Raw genomic sequence first — 21,567 nt, forward strand, 5'->3', positions numbered from 1 at the left:
TATCGATCATTAAATATAGTTTGTTTATGTCTATATTACGCGGTGCGCTCGCGGGCGATCGCCTTCACGCATTCCGACACGAGCGCCGGGCCGCGATAGATGAAGCCCGTGTAAAGCTGGACGAGCGCCGCGCCGGCCGCGAGCTTCGCGCGGGCGTCCTCGCCCGAGAAAATGCCGCCGACGCCGATGATCGGCACGTCGTTGCCGACTTCCGCGTGCAGCTTGCGGATCACTTCGTTCGACGCGTCGAACACGGGGCGGCCCGACAGGCCGCCGGCTTCGTCCGCATGCGGCAGGCCCTGGACGGCCGCGCGCGACAGCGTCGTGTTGGTGGCGATGACCGCTTCGATCTTGTGGCGCAGCAGCGTGTCGCCGATTTCCTTGACCTGTTCGTCGTCGAGATCGGGGGCGATCTTCAGCGCGAGCGGCACGAGCTTGCCGTGCAGGTCGGCGAGGCGCTGCTGCTTGTCCTTCAGCGCGGCGAGCAGTGCGTCGAGTTCGCCGGCGCCCTGCAGCTGGCGCAGGTTCTTCGTGTTCGGCGACGAAATGTTGATCGTCACGTAGCTCGCGAACGGGTATACGCGCTCGAGGCAGTACAGGTAGTCCTCGGCGGCGCGCTCGATCGGCGTGTCGGCGTTCTTGCCGATGTTCAGGCCGAGAATGCCGCGATAGCGGGCGGCCTGGACGTTCTTCACGAACTGGTCGACGCCATGGTTGTTGAAGCCCATCCGGTTGATCAGCGCTTCGGCTTGCGGCAGGCGGAACATCCGTGGGCGCGGGTTGCCCGGCTGCGCGCGCGGCGTGACCGTGCCGACCTCGATGAAGCCGAAGCCGAGCGCCGCGAGGCCGTCGATGGCCGCGCCGTCCTTGTCGAGGCCGGCCGCGAGGCCGACCGGGTTGCGGAACGTGAGCCCCATCACGGTGCGCGGTGCGTCGGGCACGCGGGCCGACAGCGCGCAGGCGAGGCCCGTGCGGCCGGCCGCGCCGAGCGCGCGCAGCGTGAGGTGGTGAGCATCTTCCGCATCCATTTTGAACAGGGATGCGCGGGCCAGCGGATAGAGGGAACTGAACACGGGAATGGGGCGGGCAGCCGGAATGAATGACAACCCGCTATTTTACCGGGAGTTGCGCGGCAGGGGCGTGCTTCGCTTCGTAGCTCCCGCCGCGTGCGTCAACCCGAGCCGGAATGCCCGCCCGGCAACGGCGCGCGGGCCAGCGCCGCGTCGACGGGCGGCAGGTCGATCCGTTCCGGATCGAGCGTCTTCCAGCGGCCGTCGATCAGCCCCTCGAGCGGGTGGAAGTTCGCCTTGTACGCCATCTTCGGGCTCTCGCGGATCCAGTAGCCGAGGTACACGTACGGCAGGTCGAGGCTCTTCGCCTGCTCGATCTGCCACAGGATGTTGTAGGTGCCGTAGCTGGTATGCCGGTCGTCGGGCTCGAAGAATGTGTAAACCGACGACAGCCCGTCGCCGAGGATGTCGATCATGCTGACCATGCGCAGCTTGCCGGGTTCGCCGCCCGGCGCGTCGAGGTCGCGGAATTCGACGAGGCGCGAGTTGATCCGGCTCTGCAGCAGGAACTGCTCGTACTGGTCGCGGCTGTCGCGATCCATGCCGCCGCCCGCGTGGCGCGCGGACTGGTAGCGCATGTAGAGCGCGTAGTGCTCTTCGTCGTAGTGCAGCGGCGAAACCGTCGCGATCAGCGCGCGGTGGCGCTTCCACATCCTGCGCTGCGTGCGCGACGGCGCGAACGCGCCCACGGGGACGCGCACCGGCACGCATGCGCGGCAGCCGTCGCAGTACGGGCGATACGTGAACACGCCCGAGCGGCGGAAGCCGGCCTTCACGAGTTCGGTGTAGATGTCGGAATTGATCAGGTGGCTCGGCGTCGCGACTTGCGAGCGCGCGATGCGACCGTCCAGATAGCTGCACGGATAGGGCGCCGTTGCATAGAATTGCAGCGCCGAAAGCGGTGAAAGCGGCAGCTCAGTCGGGTGAGTCATGGGCAGCTCTCGATGCAGGGAAGGAGTGCCGCGCTAGCGCTCGATCCCGGAGGGCGCCGCCTTCTCGGCGGAGCCCGTCAGCGCGGCGAGCACGCGCTTGTCGAACTGCCACGGAATCGGCGGTTCGGCCACCGCGCTGCGCACGTGAGCGACAAACGCCTTGCGTGCGATCTCGCGGCCGCCGAGCGACGCTAGATGCGACGTATTCTGCTGGCAGTCTATCATCTCCAGCCCCTGCTCGCGAAGGTGCGCGATGAGCGCGGCCAGCGCGATTTTCGACGCGTCGGTCACGTCCGCATACATCGACTCGCCGAAAAACATCCGCCCGAACGACACGCCGTACAGGCCGCCGACGCGGCGTCCGTCGTGCCACGTCTCGATGCTGTGCGCGTTGCCGGAGCGGTAGAGCGACGTATACGCGTCGATGATCTCGGCCGTGATCCACGTGCCGCGTTGCCCGCGCCGCGGCGCCTGCGCACAGGCGCGCATCACGCCCGGAAAGTCGTGGTCGACCCGCACTTCCCATTCGGGATCGCGCAGCACGCGCTTCAGCGTCTTGCGCAGCGACGGCGACACCTTGAATTCGGCCGGCATGAGGATCATGCGCGGATCGGGGCTCCACCACAGCACGGGCTGGCCGTCCGAGTACCACGGGAAAATGCCGCGCAGGTACGCCTCGATGAGGCGCGACGGCAGCAGGTCTGCGCTCGCGGCCAGCAGCCCGGGCGCGCCGGTCGCGGGGCCGAGCGCGCGCTCGATGGGCGGAAACGGATCGTCCGGGCCGAGCCAGGGGACCATGGGGCGCGGGCTCAGCCGTTGCGCAGCGAGCGGAAGATGTCGCCGGTGTGCACGCCGTAATCACCGGCGGCGCGATCGGCGAAGAAGAAACGCAGGGTCTGGCTGACGGTCGGGAACGCGATCTCGTCCCACGGAATGTCGGCTTCGTCGAACAGCTTCACTTCGAGGCTTTCCTCGCCGGCTTCGAACCCCGGATCGGTGAGCCGCGCGAGGTAGAACAGGTGGACCTGGTGCACGTGCGGCACATTGAGCAGCGTGAACAGGTTCTGTACCTCGACGCGTGCGCCGGCTTCCTCGAGCGTTTCGCGCGCGGCGGCTTCGGCCGTCGTTTCGCCCATTTCCATGAAGCCTGCCGGCAGCGTCCAGAATCCGTAGCGCGGTTCGATCGCGCGGCGACACAGCAGGATCTGGTCGCCCCAGACCGGGACCGTGCCGACGACGTTGCGCGGATTCTGGTAGTGGATCGTGCCGCAGTGATCGCAGACGAAGCGCTCGCGGTTGTCGCCCGGAGGAATGCGCGCGATGACTTCGTGACCGCAGACGGAGCAGAATTTCATGTCGAGTGGAAGGGACGAGGTGATGCGAGTGTATCACCGGGGCACGCCATTCCAGAACGCCTGCGCATGCGGGCGGCATGTCGCGCGAAGCGGAGGTGCGCGTGCGCGAAAAGGGGGCCGTGCCCGGGCGCGGAAAAACAAAAAGCCCGGCGCGAGGCCGGGCTTTTTGCGGAATGCTGGACGGGTTGGTTGCGGGGGTAGGATTTGAACCTACGACCTTCGGGTTATGAGCCCGACGAGCTGCCAGACTGCTCCACCCCGCGTCCGTCGAAGAAATGAATTATAAGGAGTTACCCGAGGGCATGCAAGCACTTTCTGACAATCGCGTGTCGCGTCTCGTAGGGACGGTACGTGGAGCGCGTGCGCTAGAATCGAGCGGTTTGTGTCGTCATCCCGGCAGCAGGGCCGTGCGCGATCGCGTCGGCGCCGTTGCGGCTCCCTTTACAGTATCGACGGATTCATGGACATCGCTCACGATCTGCAATCGATCGGCGCGCAGGAACAGGCGCTCGTGTTTCCCCATTTCGATCCCGCGCGCGCATGGGCGCTCGGCAACCGGATGCATGCGCTCGCGACGACGCGCGGCCATGCGATCGCGATCGACATCGTCACGTTCGGCCAGCCGCTGTTCTACGCGGCGCTCGCCGGCGCGACGCCCGACAACGCCGACTGGGTGCGCCGCAAGCGCAACGTCGTCGCGCATTTCCGCCGCAGCTCGTACGCGATCGGCCTGCGCCTGCAGCAGGCCGGCGCCACGCTCGCGGACAAGCACGGGCTGCCGATCGCCGAATATGCGCCGCACGGCGGCTCGTTCCCGCTGACCGTCGCCGGCGCCGGCGTGATCGGCTCGATCACCGCGTCAGGGCTGCCGCAGCGCGCGGATCACGAGTTCGTCGTCGAGGCGCTGTGCGCGGAGCTCGGCCACGACTACGCCATGCTGGCCCTCGCCAGGAGCTGAGCGATGCAACTGCCCGGTTATGCATGGCTCGCGATCGCGATCGTCGCGGAAGTGGTCGGCACGTCCGCGTTGCGCGCGGCGGACGGCTTCACGCGCTTCTGGCCGTCGGCGCTCGTCGTCGCCGGTTACGGCATCGCGTTCTACTGTCTGTCGCTCACGTTGCGCACGATGCCCGTCGGCATCATCTATGCAGTCTGGTCGGGCGCCGGCATCGTGCTGATCACGCTCGTCGCGATGCTGCTCTATCGTCAGGTGCCTGACCTGCCGGCGGTGATCGGCCTCGGGCTGATCATCTCGGGCGTCGTGGTACTGAACCTGTTCTCGAAGATGCAGGCGCACTGACCGTGCGACTGCCGTTTGCCGGATGACTTCCATGACCGATTCCACTTCCGCCGTTGCTACCGCCGAATCCGCCCGGCCCGACGTCCACGCGTATGTCGCGAACCGCATCGGCTTTCTCGAGCTGAACCGGCCGAAGGCGCTGAATGCGCTGTCGGTCGGCATGATCCGGCTGATGCAGCAGGCACTCGACGCGTGGCGCAACGATCCCGAAGTCGTCGCCGTCGTCGTGCACAGCCCGCACCCGCGCGCGTTCTGCGCGGGCGGCGACGTGCGTTTCTTCCACGACGCATGGCAGCGCGGCGACCGCGACGCGGTCGACACGTTCTTCATCGAGGAATACACGCTGAACCATGCGATCTTCACGTATCCGAAGCCGTACATCGCATTGATGCATGGTGTCGTGATGGGCGGCGGCATGGGTATTTCGCAGGCCGCGCGGCATACGGGCGGCCTGCGCGTCGTGACCGACTCGACCAAGATGGCGATGCCGGAAACGCGCATCGGCCTGTTCCCGGACGTCGGGATGAGCTGGTTTCTCGCGCGCACGCCCGGCGCGATCGGCCGTTATCTCGCCGTGACCGGTGCGGCGCTCGGCGCGGCCGACGCGCTGTACGCGCAACTCGCCGACGTCTATCTGCCCGATGCCGCGCTGCCGGCACTGCTCGATACGCTGCGCAGCGCGCCGATCGACAGCGGTGCGCGGGCGGTGGCTTGCGTCGCCGAGGCAGCGGCCGCGCACAAGGTCGTGCCGACGCCCGACACGTCGGCGCTGGCCGATGCGCGCGCCGGGATCGACCGGCATTTCGCGCAGCCCGACGTCAACGCGATCCTCGCATCGCTCGACGCCGAGCAGGATTGCGCGGCTGTCGACGGTTGGGTCGAAAAGGCGACCCATGCGATGCGCGAACAGCTGTCTCCGCTGTCGATGGCCGTGTCGCTCGAGGTCGTCGAACGCGCACGCGGCGCGACGATGGCCGATTGCCTGCGGCGCGATCTCGATCTCACGCGCTCGACGTTCGCGCGCGGCGACGTGATCGAGGGCGTGCGCGCGCTGATCGTCGACAAGGATCACCGGCCGGCCTGGCGCCTCAAGTCGGCCGCCGATGTCGATCGCGCCGACGTGCTCGCGATGTTCGACAGCCCGTGGGCGCCGGACACGCATCCGCTGCGGAATCTGCAGGACTGACGTCGGTCGGGCCGGCCGGCACGCTAGACAGAAACAAAAAGGCCGCCTGCGGATGCAGGCGGCCTTTTTTGCGGAGGGCGATCGAAGGGCATCGCGCCCGAGCGTGCGTTATTCGTCGCCCGCGTCGTCGGACATGAACGCGCGCATGAACACGAGCGCGCCGAAGCCCCACACCGCGTTCGCCGCGAAGCCGGCCGCGAGCACGGGCATCATGTTGCCCGACGGCCAGATGCCGCGCAGCGGATCGATCGCGAACACGCGGGCGGCCGTCAGCACGATGCCGCCGAATATGAGCGCACCGATCCACGATGCCTCGCGTTCCGGCGATACGCGCAGCAGCCACGCCATCGGAATGGCGCAGCATGCGCTGATCAGCGCATTCGCGACAAATTCAGGAATGCCGAGCGGCGCGAACGGCTGCGTCGAGAAGCCGGTTGCGGCGATCAGGTCGGCGGTGTGAAGGAGCGCGAGCGTCGCCTCGCGGAAGAACAGGGCGGCCAGGAAGCCGGACAGGAATGGCAGGATGACTTTCTGCATCGATGAGTGCACCGCAGGCGCGCACGGCCGGGGCCGGACGCGCGGAGTTATTCGGATAGGTGCGCCATTATAGGGCCCGTCCGCGGCGATATTCGCTCCAGCGTCGTGCTAATCACGAAAGCGGAAAACCTAAGCTCAAAAAAATCGTTCCAAAGCCCTGCACCGATCCCTAGACTGATTTCCCAGAAACAGCCGTGCAATCGCGTCCTCGCCCGCCGCGCGGCCTGACCGGCGAGCTATCCCGAATCGAACGCACACCATGCATGCGCCGCGCATCCGCGACGCGAGCAGGGCGATGTCTTTTCCAAATTTCGGCAGTGACAGTCAAGCAGGAGCAGCAGATGAATGTGTTCTGGTTTATCCCCACGCATGGCGACAGCCGCTATCTCGGCACGGCCGAAGGTGCGCGCGCCGCGGATTACGATTACTTCAAGCAGGTCGCCGTCGCGGCCGATACGCTCGGCTACGAAGGCGTGCTGCTGCCGACCGGCCGTTCCTGCGAGGATGCGTGGGTGGTCGCGTCGAGCCTCATCCCGGCGACGCAGCGCCTGAAATTCCTGGTCGCCGTGCGTCCCGGCATCGCGTCGCCGGGCCTGGCGGCACGGATGGCCGCGACGTTCGACCGCCTGTCCGGCGGCCGCCTGCTGATCAACGTCGTGACGGGCGGCGACGCGGCCGAACTCGAAGGCGACGGCCTGTTTGCCGATCACGACACGCGCTACGAGATTACCGACGATTTCCTGAACATCTGGCGCGGGCTGCTGGCCGCGTCGCACGACAACGGCGGCTTCGACTACATCGGCAAGCACCTGCAGTCGAAGGGCGGCAAGGCGCTTTATCCGCCCGTGCAGCGTCCGCATCCGCCGCTGTGGTTCGGCGGTTCGTCGCCGGCCGCCCACGCGATTGCGGCCGATCACATCGATACCTACCTGACCTGGGGCGAGCCGCCCGAGGCCGTCGCGAAGAAGATCGCCGACATCCGGGCCCGCGCGGAGGCGCGCGGTCGCAAGATCAAGTTCGGCATCCGCTTGCACGTGATCGTGCGTGAAACCGAGGACGAAGCGTGGCGTGACGCCGAGCGCCTGATCAGCCGTCTGGACGACGACACGATCGCGCGTGCGCAGCAGGCGTTCGCGAACATGGATTCGGAAGGCCAGCGCCGGATGGCCGCGCTGCACGGCGGCAAGCGCGGCGGCCGCGACGCGCTCGAGGTGTACCCGAACCTGTGGGCCGGCGTCGGCCTGGTGCGCGGCGGCGCGGGCACGGCGCTCGTCGGCAATCCCGAGCAGATCGCGGAACGCATGCGCGAATACGCGGATCTTGGCATCGAGACGTTCATCCTGTCCGGTTATCCGCACCTCGAGGAGTCGTATCGCTTCGCCGAGCTCGTGTTCCCGCTGATCAAGGGCAAGGGCGCGGAGAAGGCGACCGGCCCGCTGTCGGGGCCGTTCGGCGAAATCGTCGGCAACAACTATCTGCCGAAAGCCGCGCAGAGCTGAGCGACAGGAGGCCTGCGATGACAACGAAAACGTCGACGACGGGCGCCGTCGTGGCGGCCCGTGCCTGGCGCGGCGTCGCGCCGTGGCTCGTGCCGCTCGCGTTGCTGGTGGCGTGGGAGGTCGGTGCGCGCACCGGCTGGCTGTCGACCCGCGTGCTGCCCGAACCGGTGGCGGTCGTCCGCGCGGCCTGGTCGCTCGTGACGTCGGGTGAAATGTGGGCGAACGTGAAGGTCAGCACGTGGCGCGCGCTGTTCGGCTTTGCGATCGGCGGCGGCGTCGGCCTCGCGCTGGGGCTCGCGACCGGCCTGTCGAAGGCGGCCGAGGTCGCGCTCGATTCGACGATCCAGATGATCCGCAACATTCCGGCGCTCGCGATGATTCCGCTCGTGATCCTGTGGTTCGGCATCGACGAGAAGGCGAAGCTGTTCCTGGTCGCGCTCGGCGTGTTCTTCCCGGTCTACATCAACACGTATCACGGGATCCGTTCGGTCGACGCGAACCTGATCGAGATGGCGAAGAGTTACGGCGTGCGCGGCTTCGCGCTGTACCGCGACGTGATCCTGCCCGGTGCGCTGCCTTCGATCCTCGTCGGCGTGCGTTTCGCGCTCGGGCTGATGTGGGTGATGCTGATCGTCGCGGAAACGATCTCCGCGCAGTCGGGCATCGGCTACATGACGATGAACGCGCGTGAATTCCTGCAAACCGACGTGGTGGTGGTCGGCATCCTGTTGTACGCGGTGCTCGGCAAGCTGGCCGACGTGCTGGCGAAATGGCTCGAGCGCGTGACGCTGCGCTGGCATCCCGCTTATCAATCAGGAGCAAAGGCATGAATGCGACCACTTCGGCGGCCGCCTACGGCCCGCTCGCCGGCGCGGATCTCGAGGTCGAACTGGCACAGGCACGCGTCGCGGACGGCGATGCGCGCGACGCGGCGATTCTCGAGCGCGACGGCGGTGCATCGGTCGTGCCGCTCGCGCGACGACGCGCGGACAGCCCGGCACCCGACGACGCGGTGACGCTGTCGGGCGTCAGCAAGCGCTTCGGCGCACGCACGGTGCTCGACAACGTCGAGCTCGGTATCGCACGCGGCAGCTTCGTCGCGATCGTCGGCCGCAGCGGCTGCGGGAAATCGACGCTGCTGCGTCTCGTCGCGGGGCTCGAGCAGCCGAGCAGCGGCGCGCTCGTGACGCGCGGCGAGGGCGGCGGCGTGCTCGACACGCGGATCATGTACCAGGATGCGCGTCTGCTGCCGTGGAAGACCGTGCTGCAGAACGTGATGCTGGGCCTCGGGCGCGGCGCGCGCGATCAGGCGCGCGCGGTGCTCGATGAAGTCGGCCTGCTGGAGCGGGCCAACGACTGGCCCGCGCAATTGTCGGGCGGCCAGCGCCAACGCGTTGCACTGGCCCGCGCGCTCGTGCACCGGCCTCAACTGCTGTTGCTCGACGAGCCGCTCGGCGCGCTCGACGCGCTGACCCGCATCGAGATGCATGCGCTGATCGAGCGGTTGTGGCGCGAGCATCGGTTCACCGCGCTGCTCGTCACGCACGACGTGCAGGAGGCCGTCGCGCTCGGCGACCGCATCCTGCTGATCGAGCAGGGGCGTGTGGCGCTCGATCAGCCCGTGCCGCTCGACCGGCCGCGCGCCCGCGCCTCGGCCGCATTCGCGGCGCTGGAGGATCGCGTGCTGAAGCGCGTGCTTGCCGGCGGGCCCGGTGCGGTCGATCAGGACGCGGAGCATGAGGCAGACAAGGTTCGACCGGTCGGGCAGATCCGCTGGGCCGTTTAATTCCGGGCGGCTCCGGCCGCCCGTCTTGAGACTTTTTTCTTCGGAGCGATCATCCCGATGAGCATCACTGCAATCAACGTACGTAACCAGTTCAAGGGCAAGGTGAAGGAGATCATTCGCGGGTCCGTGGTCTCCGAAGTCGACGTCGAGACGCCGTTCGGCATCGTCACGTCGGTGATCACGACCCGTTCGGTCGACGAACTCGAACTGAAGGTCGGCGCGGAAGTCGTCGCGCTCGTGAAGTCCACCGAAGTCTCGATCGCGCGTCTCTGACCGCGCGTGTCCTGCTCCGATGCGGCGCCGGCGGGCAGTGCGCCCGCCGCGCCGCATCGGCGTTCCCGCAGCGCGCATGCCTCGGTATTCGGCGTCCGGACGAAGTGCTAGGATGGAGCGACACGACGCCGGAGGCCAACGCATGACCCCCATTCTTTCCCCTGAAGCCATCGAAGCGCTGAAGTGGATCGACCAGTTCGGCGAAAGCCGGCCGGTTCCCGCTGCGTTCGACGACGTTGTCTATGCGTTGCTGAACGAGGGGCTGATCTATCAGGCGACGGCCGACCGGGTCGACCTGACGACCGACGGCAAATCCTTTTTGTCCAACGAATACGATTGAGCGCCCGGCGCCGGCTGCCCGGGCGGCCTGGCGCCGCGTCGCCATGGAGCGTGCGATGGAACCGAAAGGCAGCGACCTCGGCGATTTCAGCGAGCCGTACCGCGGTTTCGAGATCGAGGTGAAGACCGAGCAGGTCTGGGACGGCGAGCATGCGCACTACCGCGTGCTGCAAGGCGATGCCGTGCGGATCGACTGGCGGCTCGTCAAGGTCAACGGGATGCTGCTGACCGAGCGACGCGTGATCGAGCGCGTGCTCGACGAGGCGCGCCGGGCCGTCGATGCGGAGCTGGGCGAGGGCGGCTAGCGGAGCGCCGGCAGGAGTGGCCCCGGTTGCGGTAAAATAACCGGTTGTTCCCGTGCCGGCTGGCCTGTTGCCCGAATTCCATGTCCGTTTCGTCCTCGCTTCCTCCCCGCCGCGTTTCCGTCGCGCCCATGCTCGACTGGACCGACCGTCATTGCCGGTCGTTCCACCGTACGCTGACGCGCAACACGTGGCTGTATACGGAGATGATCACGACGGGCGCGCTGCTGTTCGGCGACGCGCAGCGGCATCTTGCGTTCACGCCGAGCGAATCGCCGATCGCGCTGCAACTGGGCGGCAGCGAGCGTGACGATCTCGCGCGCGCCGCGAAGCTCGGCGAGCAGTGGGGCTACGACGAAATCAACCTGAATTGCGGATGTCCGTCCGAACGTGTGCAGCGCGGCGCGTTCGGCGCGTGCCTGATGAACGAGCCGCAGCTCGTTGCCGACGGCGTGAAGGCGATGCGCGACGCGGTGTCGGTGCCGGTCACGGTCAAGCACCGGATCGGTGTCGACGCGGTCGAAGATTACGCGTTCGTGCGGGACTTCGTCGGCACGGTGGCCGAGGCCGGTTGCGAAACGTTCGTCGTGCATGCGCGCAACGCGATCCTGAAGGGTTTGTCGCCGAAGGAGAATCGCGAGATCCCGCCGCTCAAGTACGACTATGCGTATCAGTTGAAGCGTGATTTTCCGTCGCTGGAGATCGTCATCAACGGCGGCATCACGACGCTCGACGAGGTTGCGCAGCACCTCGAACATGTCGACGGCGTGATGCTGGGTCGCGAGGCGTATCACAACCCGTTTGTGCTGGCCGAAGTCGATACGCGCTTCTACGGGTCGACCGCAGCGGTGCCGACGCGCGAGGAAGCCGAGGCGCAGCTGATCGAGTATTGCGCGGCCGAACTGAAGCGTGGGACCTATCTCGGCGCGATCGTTCGGCACGCGCTCGGACTGTATCGCGGCATGCCGGGCGCGCGTGGCTGGCGCCGCGTGCTGTCCGACAACAAGAAGCTCGCGCGCGGCGATCTGGCCGTGTTTGACGAGGCGCGCGCGCATCTGAACGAAGCCGAAGAAATTTTTGAAAAAAAGGCTTTGCAAGATTCAAAAGTCTTCGTATAATCTTGTTCTTCGCTGCTGAAACAAAACAGCGAAGCAAAGTAAGCAGTATCAGTGGTGGCTGTAGCTCAGTTGGTAGAGTCCAGGATTGTGATTCCTGTCGTCGTGGGTTCGAGTCCCATCAGCCACCCCAACGAATTCAAGCAAAAAGCCCGGTTCAATGAGCCGGGCTTTTTGCTTTCTGGCGTTCGTATTGCATATTGCACAGCGCGACCGGTAATCGGTCCGACGCCCGGGCGGCGCAAATCGGGGATATCTCGGAAGGCCCGCGCTCGAATCACTTCGCGTTTCCCGGTCGTTGCGCAGACAACGTCCGCACGCGTTCGCATGCGCCGCTGCTTTCCGCTAAGGTTTGCGCGCGCAGTGCCGTTATCTCTCCTGGACAGCCCTCGTGCCTCGAATGCTGATCCGTTTTCTTGCCTGCTCGCGTGATGCGCGAGCAGGCTTTTTTCGTTTACGGCATTCCATCGAGGGCTGGATTGGCGGAATGGAACAGGGACTTGGCGCCAACCGACAAAGCGCAACAGTCTTTCATGGGTGTAATGTATCGCCTTCCTCGTGCCCTCATGCTTTGCAGGGCCGTTCGATCCCGACGACCCATGAAGGCGCCGGGATTTTTTTTGCATATGCAGCGATACCCCCGCGATGCGTCACCGAGAAAGGCATTTCGCAAGGCACGGTATATTTTGCGACGACACATACCGATCGATAGAACACGCTACAAGGAGTCGCCAACCCATGTCGGACACTCGGACCACGCTTCGCGCCGCGACTGCGCACGACGCGTCCCTCATCGCTCGCCTGCATACGCAGAGTTGGCAGAGCGCATACAGCCATATCCTTCCGGCCGCCTATCTGTCGGATGAGGTGCCGACAGAGCACGCGATCCGGTGGCGCAAGTATCTCGATCGCAACGAAGACGAGTGGGGCCTGGTGCTGATCGCCGAGTCGGACGGCGCGCCCGTCGGCTTCGTCAGTGCGGAACGTCCTGACGATCCGGCGCTCGGTGTGCTGCTCGACTGCCTGCATGTCCATCCTTCGCATCACGGCTGCGGGACGGGCAAGCGCATGATCGAAGCCGTCCGTGCGTGGGCGCGGTCGATCGGCGCGGGCAAGGTCCACCTGCAGGTGCTGGACGGCAACGTGCGAGCGATCGGTTTCTACGAACACAACGGCTGGCAACTGGCCGGTATCGAAACGAGCCGCATCGGCCCGACGGAGGTCACCGATCGGATCTACGCGATCGACGCCTGAGGGCTTGCCGGTATCGGTGAGAAAGCCGGACGCGCTTCGCCGTTACTCGCCGCAATATCGAACGAGCAAATCAGCCTCGGTCTCGTGGATCTCGACGGGCAGCGCCGTCGCGCCCGCATGGGCAAGATAGCGCGCCCGATGCTGGCCGTTGCGAAACGACGCGACGCCGATTTTCGACAGGCCGGGAATGCCGAGCAGCGTTCGCGCTCTGGTCTCGCGAAACGTGATGAACGGCATGTCGGGAATCCTGTCCTGACCCGGAGCGAGGAATGTGCGGATACCCGCGGCTTTTCCCGGGGCCCAGTACTGGACCGACGGCAGGACATAGTCCGTCGTGTCGCGGTCGGCGCACGCCAGCAACTTCTTCAGATCGATCATCACGACCCGATGTCGCGAGTCGTCGGACGAGAATACCCGCTTGAGGTGCGTATAGGCATACGGGGCATGCCCGGGGAGCTGGATAATCCAGACATCCACGCCGCTTTGTTGTGCGTGGGCGAGTGTCATTTTTTCCTCTGGTGGTGCGAGCGGGTTCTTGGGTTCGAGTTTAGCAGTGCGATCACGGCAACGGAGCAGGTCGATACGCGGAATGGAAAAACGGAACGACTCGCCGCATAGGCGCAGGGGCAGGGAAAGCCGGTGGCAAAGTAGCGGCGGTCATGCATCGGCAGTCGATATCGACAGGGGGCGAGACTATCGTGATACTGCCAGCCGGAAGGACATACGTTGTAACAGTCATGCAAGATTCACGCAGTGGCGCGCAATGCGGCACGCGTGGTTCGTCATGAGACTGGAGAGGGCGGAGTGACGGGCGCAAATCATGTCGTCGAAACTTGAGATCGAGTATCTCGATTACTGCTTCACCGCGACGCTCGAAATCAGGGCGTCCGGCCGGACAGCCGTCGTCGACTGGCGACTCGAATCCGACTCACGTGGCAAGACGCTCGCTTGGATCGTGTTCGATCGCTTTCTCGCGCGCAACGACTTCGCCGACGAAAAAGATGCGCGCGCCAATATCGTCGACTGGCTGGAACGGCTTGCCGACCCGCGGTCCGGCGCATCCACCGAGATCGCGAAGGCCGGTGCGGCGGTTTCCGGGGGCGGCGTGGCGACGGACGCATCGGCTGCCGAAATCGTCGGCGCAACCGTCGTTGAAATCGTCAGCGATCCGGACTGGATCGACATGGTTGCCGACTGGTTTTCCAGCAGCGCGCCTGGATGATGAAACCGGGTTGCCGCGTTTCCGATGTGATTTATGCTATTGCGTTCGAAAAACGCCAATTCATAAAATCAGGCGCGAGAAAATGCAGCCGGAATCACGTCGCGTGAAAAATAGAATAAACCTGCTTTGACAATGCACGTGATTTACCGGAAACTGGCCCGATTCCGAGGACGTCCGCGTGAACTAAAAAAATAGAAGACCAGACATGAAAAGAAAAACGCCGGTAACGGCTGACATTGATCAAAATCGCTGCCGACCTGGTGGGCCGCATGGCCATGCCGTTCAATGAAGGCAGAAATTTCCTGAATCGTCGACATACCCGAGTATCGCCCGGCAATCGACCGGGAATTTCGCGCCCGGCTCATGAGGCTGTCGCCCGTTGCCGCATGTCATCAAAGGGTGAGTTGCCGCACAGACCGTCTTGTGACCCGCGATCACAATTTGGCCGGTTGACCGTTCTTCCCCGGCCCGGTCAACTATTTCCCCGCTCGCTCGCGCAGGAGCGGGGGCTTTTTGCCCGTCCGACGCCGGAAGACCGCGTCGGCGGAACCGGACAGGCGTTCGGCAGGCTGCGCGATGGCACCCACGGCGCGCCTCGGCAACCGTTCGCCTGATCCGCACGCATCGTTTTCCTCGTGCCTGAGCGAACCCTCAGGCCCATCGCCGGTTTCGGCCGGCGATGCCTTGATCCCGGCGGCGTGTCACAACGCTGCCGGGATGTTTTTTGCGCCGGACGCGTCGCGTCACGTCGTGCGCGACGGCCATGCCAATCCGCTCAGCCAGCCTGTTCGACGCTGGTTTCCCATCCGTCGTATTCCCCGCCGAGTGAACGCACCTCGCGATTGATCGCGATCGTGTGACGCGTGATGTCGGCCAGCGCCATCGTGCCTTCGTGCGAAAACCGTACGGCCGACTTGCCGTCCTCGGTCGGCGCGACCGACTCGACCGGATAGCCTTTCCCTTCGGCCCAGTCCGCGAACTGGTGCGCGTCGCTCGGGTCCGGGAAGTACGCCCAGTGCATCACACGCCGGCTCACGTCGCTGGCGTCGCCTTTCTGCCGCAGCGCATCCAGTACGCGCATGTCGCGCATCATCTGCCAGTCGTCGTCGGTCGGGTATAGGGTCTGCCAGTACGATGCCTTGTCCGGATCGTCCTGGTGCGCGTACTGAAGCGCGTAGGTCGTCTGTTCGGCCAGCGCGTCGACGATCTCGGCCGCAGCCTCTTCGTCGAACGGCACGTAGAACAGGAAATCCCGGTTGCCGTCGACGGTGATGCGGCCGACCTGCACGCCGCCTTTCGCGGTGATCGCCGTGTCCAGCAGATCCTCGATCTTTGCCAGGTCGGCGAATTCGTCGCCGGCCGGCAGGCCTTCGGGCGTCGGATGCGCGAACGGAACGCGCACGGTGAGCAGCGACGTGCGCGGATCGCCTTCGGCGATTTCCGCGAAGCTGTGGTTGAAGCTGATGAAAGCCTGATGGTCGCCCATTCTGGCAGGGAAGGTTCCCCAGGCGTCGGTCATGTGTTTCTCCCGTACACGATTGTCTGTTGACGGTTGCAAAGCGTCCCAATGTATCATCGAAAATCGCGTGGGCAGCGACGCGCGCATGATCGCGTGCCGCGCGCGAACGTCGGCGATAGCCGCGGCCGACTGCGGCTTTCCGCAGGCGTGTGGCGGGCCGCGAGAAAAATCCGAAGGAGATTCCGATGTCGATGTTTGCGGTGAATGGTGTCCGAATCGATCCGCTCAGCGCGCGCGTGACGCACGTGCGCTGGGCGGCCGTGAATCCGGCCGATCGGTCGTGGGCGGCGACGCCGAGCGAGGCGCCGGTGGCGGACGTGGCACGCGCGCTTGCGTCCGGCAGCGATGTCCGCGCGATCTTTTCGGCATCGGACGCCACCGCGATCGGGCCCAGGCTGAAACGCGTGCTGTATCGCGACGCGTCGGAAGGCATCGAGCTCGACATCGATGCAACGAGCGAGTCGCGCACGTTGCGCGATCTTCCGCAAATCTGAGCGGACCGGCGCGCGCGCTGCGGCGTCGACTGCGGAACCTGGCCGAACGGCCGCTAGCACGACACTGGTCGCGAGGCGTAGTATCGAATCGTCGCCATACTGCATGCGGGTTGCGCCTAACGGTCAGGAGGGGCGCGCGAGGTTCGGCGAGCCGGTATCCGAATCGAATCGCGCAAACGCGTACGAGATCATGTCCAGGCCTGTTATCGCTCCGTTGGGATCCGCGCTTTGTCTGGCGCTCGCAGCCTGCCAGGCCGCGCCCGAAGCGTCGCTTCCGCCGCCGTCGCCCGAGACCGCATCGGCAGCCGTGCCGGCAGCGTCGCCGGCAGAGCCGATTCGCGGCATGGGCATGGCACCTCATCTGGCAGGGCAGAGTCACTGGGCCGTCGGTCAGTGCACGACCAACGGTACCGTCAAGGTGTGCAATTGACCGGCGCCGTCGGCGCGGGGCGCATGCCGCGTAAGCAAGACTGGAATCCTGATTGGGCACCCGCGTCGATGGGCCGGTTGCCGTCGACGCGAGCCAGCGAGTAATGAACGACGAACACGTAACAGACGATTCCGGCCTGCATGTCGATCCCGCCGAGGGAACGGTCATCGGCCAGTTGCCGATGACGCTGGCGGTCGATGGCAGGAGCCTGAAGAGAAGGGCGGTGGTGTGTGCGGTGCTGGCCGTGGCGAGCCTGTGCGGTTATGCGGCCGATCCGGCACTCTGGCCCGTGGCGGCGCTGGCCGCGATGCTGGCGCTGGCCAGCGCGGCCTTCTTCTTCGCGTCGCGGCGCAAGATGGCGCTGCATATCGACGAGACAGGCTTCAGGCTGATCGGGGCCGCGCGTGAAAAACCCGTCACGCCATGGCGCGACGTCACCGAATTCCGGATCATCAGCGTGGCCGGAAATCGCTACATCGGCTACCAGTTCTCGCCGCATTCGTCGCGCACCAGGGTGCCGGGTGGCGTGATGCTGCCGATTGCCCGGTTTGTCGATCTTCCACTCGACGCGGTGGCCGGATTGCTGGAGGCATGCCGCCGTCAGTTCGGCGCGCCTGATGAGCGGGCCGACCGAATGGGGTGACGGCGGGGGTGACGGCGCCCGATTCGGGCGCTCGCGCGACCCGCGATGCGAAAAAACAAAAAATAGGCGGGGCGTCGTGTCGAATTCCGCCGTGGTCGTCCGTCGTAGCATCGGAGGCGTGCGCATCGCGCGTCCGTCCCGATTTTCGACACGACAACCGACTGAAGGAGCGACACCCATGTCCACGTCCGTCAAACCGATCCCGGAAGGGATGCGCACGCTGACGCCGCACCTGATCTGCGCCGGCGCGACAGCCGCCATCGACTTCTACAAGCGCGCATTCAATGCAGTCGAACAGTTTCGCCTGGCAATGCCTGACGGCCGGCTCGCGCACGCGTGCCTCACGATTGGCGATTCGACGCTGATGCTGGTGGATGAAATGCCCGAACACGGCGCGCTCGGGCCGAAGGCGCTGAAAGGCACGTCGGTCTGCCTGCATCTGTACGTACCGGACACCGATGCGGCGATCGCGAAGGCGGTCGCAGCCGGTGCGACGGTCACGATGCCGGCCGCCGACATGTTCTGGGGCGATCGTTACGGCCAGGTCGAGGATCCGTTCGGCCATCGCTGGTCACTCGCGACGCATCAGCGCGACCTGACGCCCGAGCAGATCGCGGAGGCCATGGCCAGCGCGCCGCCCTGCGGGAGCTGACGCAGCGGCGCCCCCGCGGCTGAACGGCGGGGCGGCGGCAAGTACCCGCGGCCGGCTTGCCGCGGTTACGCGCCGGTCATCTTGCCGCGCTGCTTGTCCTCGTACATCAGTTGATCGGCCGATGCGAGCAGGTCGGCCACGCCCGGATGGCGGGCGGGATCGTACGCGACGTGGCCGACGCTGAACCGGATCGCGTAGCCGCGTGCGTCGGCCGCATTGCGCAAGGCGAGCGCCTGCGTCACGCGTTCGACCGGCTCGACGACGTCGGCCGGATCGGTGGCGCTCAGCAGCACGACGAACTCGTCGCCGCCGAGCCGTGCGATCACGTCGCTGTCGCGCAGCGCACCGGTCAACGTGTCGGCGAACGTCTTGAGCGCACGATCGCCTTCGGCATGGCCAAAGCGATCGTTGATCGCCTTGAAACCGTTCAGGTCGAAGAACAGCAGCACCGCGTGACGGCCGAGGCGGTCGCACAGGCTCAGCACATGACGGGCGAGGATCTCGAAGCCGCGCCGGTTCGTCAGTTGCGTGAGTTCGTCGGTGGTCGCGAAATGCAGCGCAGCGATTTCGCGTTCCGTCATGTGGGCGAGATCGCCGAGCAGGGCGAGTTCTTCGGGTTCGAGCGAACGCGGCCGCGTGTCGATCAGGCAGAGCGTGCCGATGGGGGCGCCGTTCGGTGCCGCGAGCGGCCGGCCGGCGTAGAAGCGGATGCCCGGTGTGCCGGTGACGAGCGGGTTGTCGTGGAAGCGGCCGTCGTTCCGCGCGTCCTGGATGACCATCGTGTCGCCCGCGAGCAGCGCGTGCGCGCAGAACGATACGTCGCGCGATGTTTGCGTGGCGTCGAGGCCCGCGTGGCTCTTGAACCACTGACGATTCTCGTCGACGAGGCTGACGAGCGCGATCGGTACGTCAAACAGCCGGCGCGCGAGACGCGTCAAGCGGTCGAATCGCTCTTCGGGCGGCGTGTCGAGGATCGACAGCGAATGCAGCGCGTCGAGTCGAGCCGCCTCGTTGGCCGGTTTCGGTGCGATTTGCATGGGCCTGGTCGCTTGTCCCGGCTGCAAGGCCGGTCACGGGATCGTATGTTGGACAGTATCGCGCATTATTCGGCGCGTCGCCAACCCGCCCCTCGGTGACGGGCATTCCCGACGCTGTCCCGATCGACGCAGATGCAGTGAGAAGCGGGTGGCATGCGTCTGCGTTGCATCACGATGCAGAATCGGCTGCGCGATGTCTCAAGGTGCGCGGTGCAATGCCGTAAATAGGGCGAGTCCAATCGTTCTTCGCATCCCACCGCCCCATGGTTCGAATTCTGTACGCGGGTTATCTCGCATTTGCGCTGTATCTTCTTTACCCGATGGTTCAGAACACCCTGGCGTTCAGCACGGATTGCGTGCGCAATGCGCTGCCTGGTGTGTCGACGACGCCGGCAAGCAGCGTGGACGGGCACGCGAACCGCTGTGTCCCGACCACGCAGGCCGGTGCCGCGACAGGACGGATCGCTGAAATCCATTGAATGCGCCGTCCGGCGCGCATGTCGTTCGAGGCGTGAAGCGGCGACTGGCCATTCGGCCGAATTGAGCGTCGCGTCACGCTCGCCGATCATCTGCATCACGGCGGTGCGAGCGCGGGGTATCGGGAAGCGGCGCCCAGCCCGTGGCGTGCGTCAGTAGCTGGAGCGGTACGGCGCGCCCTGGTCGAAGCGGCTTTGCCAGTGCGTGAGGTAGCGCGACGCGAGTTGCGGATTGTTCCAGACCACGACGACGTTTTCCGAATTGCGGCTGGCCGCCGACGCGGAATAGTTGAACGAACCCGTTTCGACGTGCTCGGCGTCGATCACGAGGTACTTGTCGTGGTGGATCGCATAGGTGTCGATCGTGCGGGTCGGGATGCCGGCGTTGACGAGCAGGTTCAGTGCCTGCTTGCTGCTCTTGGCACGGTTGCCCTTGTCGTCGACGACCACCGCGACATTGACGCCGCGTCGCTTCGCGTCGAGCAGTGCGCGCGTGACGGGCGGCGACGTGAACGAATACGCGGCCACGCGGATCGAACTGCGCGCGGCGCCGATCGCTTTCAGCACGAGTGCCTCGGCGCCGCCGTCGGGCGAGAACGCCGATTCGACCACCTGCGTCGCGGGCGCTTCATGCGTGGGCGTCGGCAGCCATCGCGACACGAGGTCGATCGCCTGCTGGAGCAGCGATTCTCTTTGCGTCTTGCCGAAGGCGGCGAAGGGTGTGGCGAGCAGGGAGGCGGCGAGACAGGCAGCGGCGAGGCGATTGCGCGACAACATCTTGGACAGCGAATAATTTCGAGACAGCGGGCCGTGAGTGTAACGCAGACGTAGCAGCGCGGTCACGCGCGTATCGCGACGCGATGTCGCGCGCGATGTTCATTCGTGCAGAGCCGATGCAGTGAAGTTGCGTCGCGCGTCAATCCTCGACTGTCGGCGTGCCGGTTTCGCGCGCAGCGATCCACCCGGGGCCGGGCTCGGGTTGCACGTCGCGCGCATCGAGTGGTTCGCCGCAGGCCGAGCAAACGGTGACCGCATGCATCAGCTGGCCGCAGGTACGGTGGCGCAATTGCACCGGCGGCCCCTGGCCGTCGTCCTTCCAGCGATCGCCCCATGCCGTCAGCGCCAGCAGCGCCGGATAGAGGTCGCGGCCCTTGTCCGTCAACCGGTATTCGAAGCGCGGCGGCCGCTCCTGATACGCACGCTTGACCAGCACGCCTTCGTCGACGAGCCGCGCGAGCCGTTCGGCCAGCACGTGGCGCGTGAGGCCAAGCTGGGTCTGGAACGCATCGAAGCGGCGGCAGCCGAGGAACGCGTTGCGCAGGATCAGCATGGTCCAGCGGTCGCCGAGCACGGCGAGCGCGCGCGCGACCGAACAGTTCAGCGTGCCGATGTCATCCCATTTCATCGTCGAGTCTCTTGCGTCTTGCTGCGGTTCAGCGAAATAGCGGGTTCGATTATAGAACCCGCCTTCGATTGTCACAGGCGCGGCTGCGTTGACAACGGCCGGCATCGTTGTCAATAATGAGTTCCAATTTAGAACTTACTCGCGCGGCGACGCGCTTTCAACCCGGAGACAACCCGATGAATCCGCTTTCCCTGTCAGGTCTTGATCTGCTGCGCGCAGCCGTCTCGGGCGATGCGCCGCTCGCGTCGATTTCCGAGACGATTCCGATGCGCCCGCTCGACGTCGAACTCGGTTACGTGAAGTTTTCCGCGCGGGCGGACGGCCGTCACCTGAATCCGCTCGGCGGCGTGCATGGCGGGTTCGCCGCGACGGTGCTCGATTCGGTCACGGGGTGCGCGGTGCATTCGATGCTCGACGCGGGCGTCGGCTACGGCACGGTCGACCTGCACGTGAAGATGCTGCGGCCGGTGCCGCGCGACGTCGATCTGGTCGCGGAAGGGCGCGTGATTCACCTGTCGCGTTCGCTGGGCGTCGCCGAGGGGACGCTGAAGACGCCGGACGACAAGATCGTCGCGCATGCGTCGGCGACCTGCTTTATCCAGCGGCCGCAGTAACGGCGGGCCGCAACGCTGCCGTTCGGGCCCGCGGGGGACGCGCCGGGCGGCGTCGAAGGCGGCTTGTAAGCGTGCGCGGCGCACATCTGAAGCGGTCGCTTCAATGTGATAGCGTTTCTGCTTTCCA

The 21,567-nt window shown here is 65.9% G+C and carries 28 protein-coding genes and 2 tRNA genes; 19 read left to right on the forward strand and 11 right to left on the reverse strand.

Features of this window, described 5'->3' with window-relative positions:
• Nucleotides 1–35 precede the first annotated feature (35 nt).
• The 5 genes from AC1VVG_RS08035 to AC1VVG_RS08055 form a co-directional block, all read right to left on the reverse strand.
• Entirely contained in the window at nt 36–1,073 is a 1,038-nt protein-coding gene (locus tag AC1VVG_RS08035; protein WP_059234588.1) for a quinone-dependent dihydroorotate dehydrogenase, read from the reverse strand.
• A 98-nt stretch (nt 1,074–1,171) separates the two neighbouring features.
• Entirely contained in the window at nt 1,172–2,002 is an 831-nt protein-coding gene (locus AC1VVG_RS08040; protein WP_034186992.1) for an arginyltransferase, read from the reverse strand.
• A gap of 33 nt (nt 2,003–2,035) precedes the next feature.
• Nucleotides 2,036–2,800, reverse strand: coding sequence for a leucyl/phenylalanyl-tRNA--protein transferase (gene aat, locus AC1VVG_RS08045; protein WP_482835466.1), 765 nt, complete (start codon nt 2,798–2,800; stop codon nt 2,036–2,038).
• An 11-nt stretch (nt 2,801–2,811) separates the two neighbouring features.
• A complete protein-coding gene (locus AC1VVG_RS08050; protein ID WP_021161562.1) occupies nt 2,812–3,357 on the reverse strand; it encodes an NUDIX hydrolase in 546 nt (181 codons plus the stop codon).
• 186 nt (nt 3,358–3,543) lie between these two features.
• Nucleotides 3,544–3,620, reverse strand: a tRNA-Met gene (locus AC1VVG_RS08055).
• 197 nt (nt 3,621–3,817) lie between these two features.
• Here AC1VVG_RS08055 and AC1VVG_RS08060 point away from each other — a divergent pair.
• The 3 genes from AC1VVG_RS08060 to AC1VVG_RS08070 are packed head-to-tail and all read left to right on the forward strand — an operon-like array spanning nt 3,818 to nt 5,843.
• Entirely contained in the window at nt 3,818–4,315 is a 498-nt protein-coding gene (locus tag AC1VVG_RS08060) for a heme-degrading domain-containing protein (protein ID WP_482835467.1), read from the forward strand.
• A 9-nt stretch (nt 4,316–4,324) separates the two neighbouring features.
• Complete coding sequence (locus AC1VVG_RS08065) at nt 4,325–4,657, forward strand: DMT family transporter (protein WP_376698763.1); 333 nt, start codon at nt 4,325–4,327, stop codon at nt 4,655–4,657.
• Between the two features lie 31 nt (nt 4,658–4,688).
• On the forward strand, nt 4,689–5,843 hold the full coding sequence (locus AC1VVG_RS08070) for an enoyl-CoA hydratase/isomerase family protein (RefSeq protein ID WP_482835468.1): 1,155 nt from the start codon (nt 4,689–4,691) through the stop codon (nt 5,841–5,843).
• A 108-nt stretch (nt 5,844–5,951) separates the two neighbouring features.
• On the opposite strand, the gene AC1VVG_RS08075 is transcribed toward AC1VVG_RS08070, so the two are convergent.
• Nucleotides 5,952–6,380: a hypothetical protein gene (locus tag AC1VVG_RS08075; protein ID WP_034186987.1), complete on the reverse strand. Its 429-nt coding sequence runs from the start codon at nt 6,378–6,380 to the stop codon at nt 5,952–5,954.
• A 341-nt stretch (nt 6,381–6,721) separates the two neighbouring features.
• Between AC1VVG_RS08075 and ssuD the strand changes: the two genes are divergently transcribed.
• The 9 genes from ssuD to AC1VVG_RS08120 all read left to right on the forward strand — a co-directional run bounded on the left by ssuD (nt 6,722) and on the right by AC1VVG_RS08120 (nt 12,948).
• Nucleotides 6,722–7,879 (forward strand): FMNH2-dependent alkanesulfonate monooxygenase, encoded by a 1,158-nt coding sequence (gene ssuD / locus AC1VVG_RS08080; protein WP_482835469.1) that lies wholly within the window; start codon nt 6,722–6,724, stop codon nt 7,877–7,879.
• Nucleotides 7,880–7,896: 17 nt separating this feature from the next.
• A complete protein-coding gene (gene ssuC, locus AC1VVG_RS08085; protein WP_049036196.1) occupies nt 7,897–8,709 on the forward strand; it encodes an aliphatic sulfonate ABC transporter permease SsuC in 813 nt (270 codons plus the stop codon).
• Nucleotides 8,706–9,665, forward strand: coding sequence for an ATP-binding cassette domain-containing protein (locus AC1VVG_RS08090; protein WP_059557793.1), 960 nt, complete (start codon nt 8,706–8,708; stop codon nt 9,663–9,665). Before ssuC ends, AC1VVG_RS08090 begins: the two co-directional genes overlap by 4 nt.
• Nucleotides 9,666–9,722: 57 nt before the next feature.
• The gene (locus tag AC1VVG_RS08095) at nt 9,723–9,938 is read left to right on the forward strand and encodes a TOBE domain-containing protein (protein WP_006476104.1); all 216 of its coding nucleotides are present in this window, start codon (nt 9,723–9,725) and stop codon (nt 9,936–9,938) included.
• 142 nt (nt 9,939–10,080) lie between these two features.
• A complete protein-coding gene (locus tag AC1VVG_RS08100) occupies nt 10,081–10,278 on the forward strand; it encodes a hypothetical protein (RefSeq protein ID WP_034187036.1) in 198 nt (65 codons plus the stop codon).
• 55 nt (nt 10,279–10,333) lie between these two features.
• Entirely contained in the window at nt 10,334–10,582 is a 249-nt protein-coding gene (locus AC1VVG_RS08105; protein ID WP_482835470.1) for a hypothetical protein, read from the forward strand.
• 128 nt (nt 10,583–10,710) lie between these two features.
• The gene (gene dusA / locus AC1VVG_RS08110) at nt 10,711–11,697 is read left to right on the forward strand and encodes a tRNA dihydrouridine(20/20a) synthase DusA (protein ID WP_034186982.1); all 987 of its coding nucleotides are present in this window, start codon (nt 10,711–10,713) and stop codon (nt 11,695–11,697) included.
• Nucleotides 11,698–11,751: 54 nt separating this feature from the next.
• Nucleotides 11,752–11,827: transfer RNA gene (locus AC1VVG_RS08115), tRNA-His, on the forward strand.
• A gap of 605 nt (nt 11,828–12,432) precedes the next feature.
• On the forward strand, nt 12,433–12,948 hold the full coding sequence (locus AC1VVG_RS08120; RefSeq protein WP_034186979.1) for a GNAT family N-acetyltransferase: 516 nt from the start codon (nt 12,433–12,435) through the stop codon (nt 12,946–12,948).
• A gap of 42 nt (nt 12,949–12,990) precedes the next feature.
• Here AC1VVG_RS08120 and AC1VVG_RS08125 read toward each other — a convergent pair whose 3' ends face one another.
• Nucleotides 12,991–13,455, reverse strand: a complete 465-nt coding sequence (locus tag AC1VVG_RS08125) for a plasmid fertility inhibition factor family protein (RefSeq protein ID WP_482835471.1) — start codon at nt 13,453–13,455, stop codon at nt 12,991–12,993.
• Between the two features lie 313 nt (nt 13,456–13,768).
• Here AC1VVG_RS08125 and AC1VVG_RS08130 point away from each other — a divergent pair, with 313 nt between their 5' ends.
• Nucleotides 13,769–14,170, forward strand: coding sequence for a hypothetical protein (locus tag AC1VVG_RS08130; protein ID WP_482835472.1), 402 nt, complete (start codon nt 13,769–13,771; stop codon nt 14,168–14,170).
• Between the two features lie 775 nt (nt 14,171–14,945).
• Here the strand turns inward: AC1VVG_RS08130 and AC1VVG_RS08135 are convergent.
• A complete protein-coding gene (locus tag AC1VVG_RS08135; RefSeq protein ID WP_059557786.1) occupies nt 14,946–15,689 on the reverse strand; it encodes a DUF695 domain-containing protein in 744 nt (247 codons plus the stop codon).
• A 185-nt stretch (nt 15,690–15,874) separates the two neighbouring features.
• Between AC1VVG_RS08135 and AC1VVG_RS08140 the strand changes: the two genes are divergently transcribed.
• The 4 genes from AC1VVG_RS08140 (at nt 15,875) to AC1VVG_RS08155 (ending at nt 17,908) form a co-directional block, all read left to right on the forward strand.
• The gene (locus AC1VVG_RS08140) at nt 15,875–16,183 is read left to right on the forward strand and encodes a hypothetical protein (protein ID WP_034187035.1); all 309 of its coding nucleotides are present in this window, start codon (nt 15,875–15,877) and stop codon (nt 16,181–16,183) included.
• Nucleotides 16,184–16,373: 190 nt separating this feature from the next.
• A complete protein-coding gene (locus tag AC1VVG_RS08145; protein WP_366917816.1) occupies nt 16,374–16,613 on the forward strand; it encodes a hypothetical protein in 240 nt (79 codons plus the stop codon).
• Between the two features lie 103 nt (nt 16,614–16,716).
• The gene (locus AC1VVG_RS08150) at nt 16,717–17,256 is read left to right on the forward strand and encodes a hypothetical protein (protein ID WP_034187034.1); all 540 of its coding nucleotides are present in this window, start codon (nt 16,717–16,719) and stop codon (nt 17,254–17,256) included.
• A gap of 178 nt (nt 17,257–17,434) precedes the next feature.
• Nucleotides 17,435–17,908 carry a VOC family protein gene (locus tag AC1VVG_RS08155; RefSeq protein ID WP_034186975.1) on the forward strand — a complete coding sequence of 158 codons (474 nt, stop codon included), beginning with the start codon at nt 17,435–17,437 and terminating at the stop codon, nt 17,906–17,908.
• 65 nt (nt 17,909–17,973) lie between these two features.
• Here AC1VVG_RS08155 and AC1VVG_RS08160 read toward each other — a convergent pair whose 3' ends face one another.
• Entirely contained in the window at nt 17,974–18,945 is a 972-nt protein-coding gene (locus AC1VVG_RS08160; RefSeq protein WP_343726783.1) for a sensor domain-containing diguanylate cyclase, read from the reverse strand.
• A gap of 263 nt (nt 18,946–19,208) precedes the next feature.
• Here AC1VVG_RS08160 and AC1VVG_RS08165 point away from each other — a divergent pair, with 263 nt between their 5' ends.
• Nucleotides 19,209–19,424 carry a hypothetical protein gene (locus AC1VVG_RS08165; RefSeq protein WP_124607994.1) on the forward strand — a complete coding sequence of 72 codons (216 nt, stop codon included), beginning with the start codon at nt 19,209–19,211 and terminating at the stop codon, nt 19,422–19,424.
• Nucleotides 19,425–19,574: 150 nt separating this feature from the next.
• On the opposite strand, the gene AC1VVG_RS08170 is transcribed toward AC1VVG_RS08165, so the two are convergent.
• Both AC1VVG_RS08170 and AC1VVG_RS08175 read right to left on the reverse strand, forming a co-directional pair.
• On the reverse strand, nt 19,575–20,198 hold the full coding sequence (locus AC1VVG_RS08170; RefSeq protein ID WP_482835473.1) for a phospholipase D family nuclease: 624 nt from the start codon (nt 20,196–20,198) through the stop codon (nt 19,575–19,577).
• A gap of 139 nt (nt 20,199–20,337) precedes the next feature.
• Nucleotides 20,338–20,826 carry a winged helix-turn-helix transcriptional regulator gene (locus AC1VVG_RS08175; protein WP_034186971.1) on the reverse strand — a complete coding sequence of 163 codons (489 nt, stop codon included), beginning with the start codon at nt 20,824–20,826 and terminating at the stop codon, nt 20,338–20,340.
• A gap of 176 nt (nt 20,827–21,002) precedes the next feature.
• Between AC1VVG_RS08175 and AC1VVG_RS08180 the strand changes: the two genes are divergently transcribed.
• The gene (locus tag AC1VVG_RS08180; protein WP_034186970.1) at nt 21,003–21,440 is read left to right on the forward strand and encodes a PaaI family thioesterase; all 438 of its coding nucleotides are present in this window, start codon (nt 21,003–21,005) and stop codon (nt 21,438–21,440) included.
• Nucleotides 21,441–21,567 lie beyond the last annotated feature (127 nt).

This window comes from Burkholderia sp. L-4, from assembly GCF_056856535.1.

What these genes read in the sequence shown, in the direction of transcription:
- AC1VVG_RS08040 (WP_034186992.1), bottom strand. Translation starts at nt 2,002, where the DNA reads ATGACTCACCCGACTGAGCTGCCGCTTTCACCGCTTTCGGCGCTGCAA.
- aat (WP_482835466.1), bottom strand. Translation starts at nt 2,800, where the DNA reads ATGGTCCCCTGGCTCGGCCCGGACGATCCGTTTCCGCCCATCGAGCGC.
- AC1VVG_RS08050 (WP_021161562.1), bottom strand. Translation starts at nt 3,357, where the DNA reads ATGAAATTCTGCTCCGTCTGCGGTCACGAAGTCATCGCGCGCATTCCT.
- AC1VVG_RS08060 (WP_482835467.1), top strand. Translation starts at nt 3,818, where the DNA reads ATGGACATCGCTCACGATCTGCAATCGATCGGCGCGCAGGAACAGGCG.
- AC1VVG_RS08070 (WP_482835468.1), top strand. Translation starts at nt 4,689, where the DNA reads ATGACCGATTCCACTTCCGCCGTTGCTACCGCCGAATCCGCCCGGCCC.
- AC1VVG_RS08075 (WP_034186987.1), bottom strand. Translation starts at nt 6,380, where the DNA reads ATGCAGAAAGTCATCCTGCCATTCCTGTCCGGCTTCCTGGCCGCCCTG.
- ssuD (WP_482835469.1), top strand. Translation starts at nt 6,722, where the DNA reads ATGAATGTGTTCTGGTTTATCCCCACGCATGGCGACAGCCGCTATCTC.
- ssuC (WP_049036196.1), top strand. Translation starts at nt 7,897, where the DNA reads ATGACAACGAAAACGTCGACGACGGGCGCCGTCGTGGCGGCCCGTGCC.
- AC1VVG_RS08090 (WP_059557793.1), top strand. Translation starts at nt 8,706, where the DNA reads ATGAATGCGACCACTTCGGCGGCCGCCTACGGCCCGCTCGCCGGCGCG.
- AC1VVG_RS08095 (WP_006476104.1), top strand. Translation starts at nt 9,723, where the DNA reads ATGAGCATCACTGCAATCAACGTACGTAACCAGTTCAAGGGCAAGGTG.
- AC1VVG_RS08100 (WP_034187036.1), top strand. Translation starts at nt 10,081, where the DNA reads ATGACCCCCATTCTTTCCCCTGAAGCCATCGAAGCGCTGAAGTGGATC.
- AC1VVG_RS08105 (WP_482835470.1), top strand. Translation starts at nt 10,334, where the DNA reads ATGGAACCGAAAGGCAGCGACCTCGGCGATTTCAGCGAGCCGTACCGC.
- dusA (WP_034186982.1), top strand. Translation starts at nt 10,711, where the DNA reads ATGCTCGACTGGACCGACCGTCATTGCCGGTCGTTCCACCGTACGCTG.
- AC1VVG_RS08120 (WP_034186979.1), top strand. Translation starts at nt 12,433, where the DNA reads ATGTCGGACACTCGGACCACGCTTCGCGCCGCGACTGCGCACGACGCG.
- AC1VVG_RS08125 (WP_482835471.1), bottom strand. Translation starts at nt 13,455, where the DNA reads ATGACACTCGCCCACGCACAACAAAGCGGCGTGGATGTCTGGATTATC.
- AC1VVG_RS08130 (WP_482835472.1), top strand. Translation starts at nt 13,769, where the DNA reads ATGTCGTCGAAACTTGAGATCGAGTATCTCGATTACTGCTTCACCGCG.
- AC1VVG_RS08135 (WP_059557786.1), bottom strand. Translation starts at nt 15,689, where the DNA reads ATGACCGACGCCTGGGGAACCTTCCCTGCCAGAATGGGCGACCATCAG.
- AC1VVG_RS08140 (WP_034187035.1), top strand. Translation starts at nt 15,875, where the DNA reads ATGTCGATGTTTGCGGTGAATGGTGTCCGAATCGATCCGCTCAGCGCG.
- AC1VVG_RS08145 (WP_366917816.1), top strand. Translation starts at nt 16,374, where the DNA reads ATGTCCAGGCCTGTTATCGCTCCGTTGGGATCCGCGCTTTGTCTGGCG.
- AC1VVG_RS08150 (WP_034187034.1), top strand. Translation starts at nt 16,717, where the DNA reads ATGAACGACGAACACGTAACAGACGATTCCGGCCTGCATGTCGATCCC.
- AC1VVG_RS08155 (WP_034186975.1), top strand. Translation starts at nt 17,435, where the DNA reads ATGTCCACGTCCGTCAAACCGATCCCGGAAGGGATGCGCACGCTGACG.
- AC1VVG_RS08160 (WP_343726783.1), bottom strand. Translation starts at nt 18,945, where the DNA reads ATGCAAATCGCACCGAAACCGGCCAACGAGGCGGCTCGACTCGACGCG.
- AC1VVG_RS08165 (WP_124607994.1), top strand. Translation starts at nt 19,209, where the DNA reads ATGGTTCGAATTCTGTACGCGGGTTATCTCGCATTTGCGCTGTATCTT.
- AC1VVG_RS08170 (WP_482835473.1), bottom strand. Translation starts at nt 20,198, where the DNA reads ATGTTGTCGCGCAATCGCCTCGCCGCTGCCTGTCTCGCCGCCTCCCTG.
- AC1VVG_RS08175 (WP_034186971.1), bottom strand. Translation starts at nt 20,826, where the DNA reads ATGAAATGGGATGACATCGGCACGCTGAACTGTTCGGTCGCGCGCGCG.
- AC1VVG_RS08180 (WP_034186970.1), top strand. Translation starts at nt 21,003, where the DNA reads ATGAATCCGCTTTCCCTGTCAGGTCTTGATCTGCTGCGCGCAGCCGTC.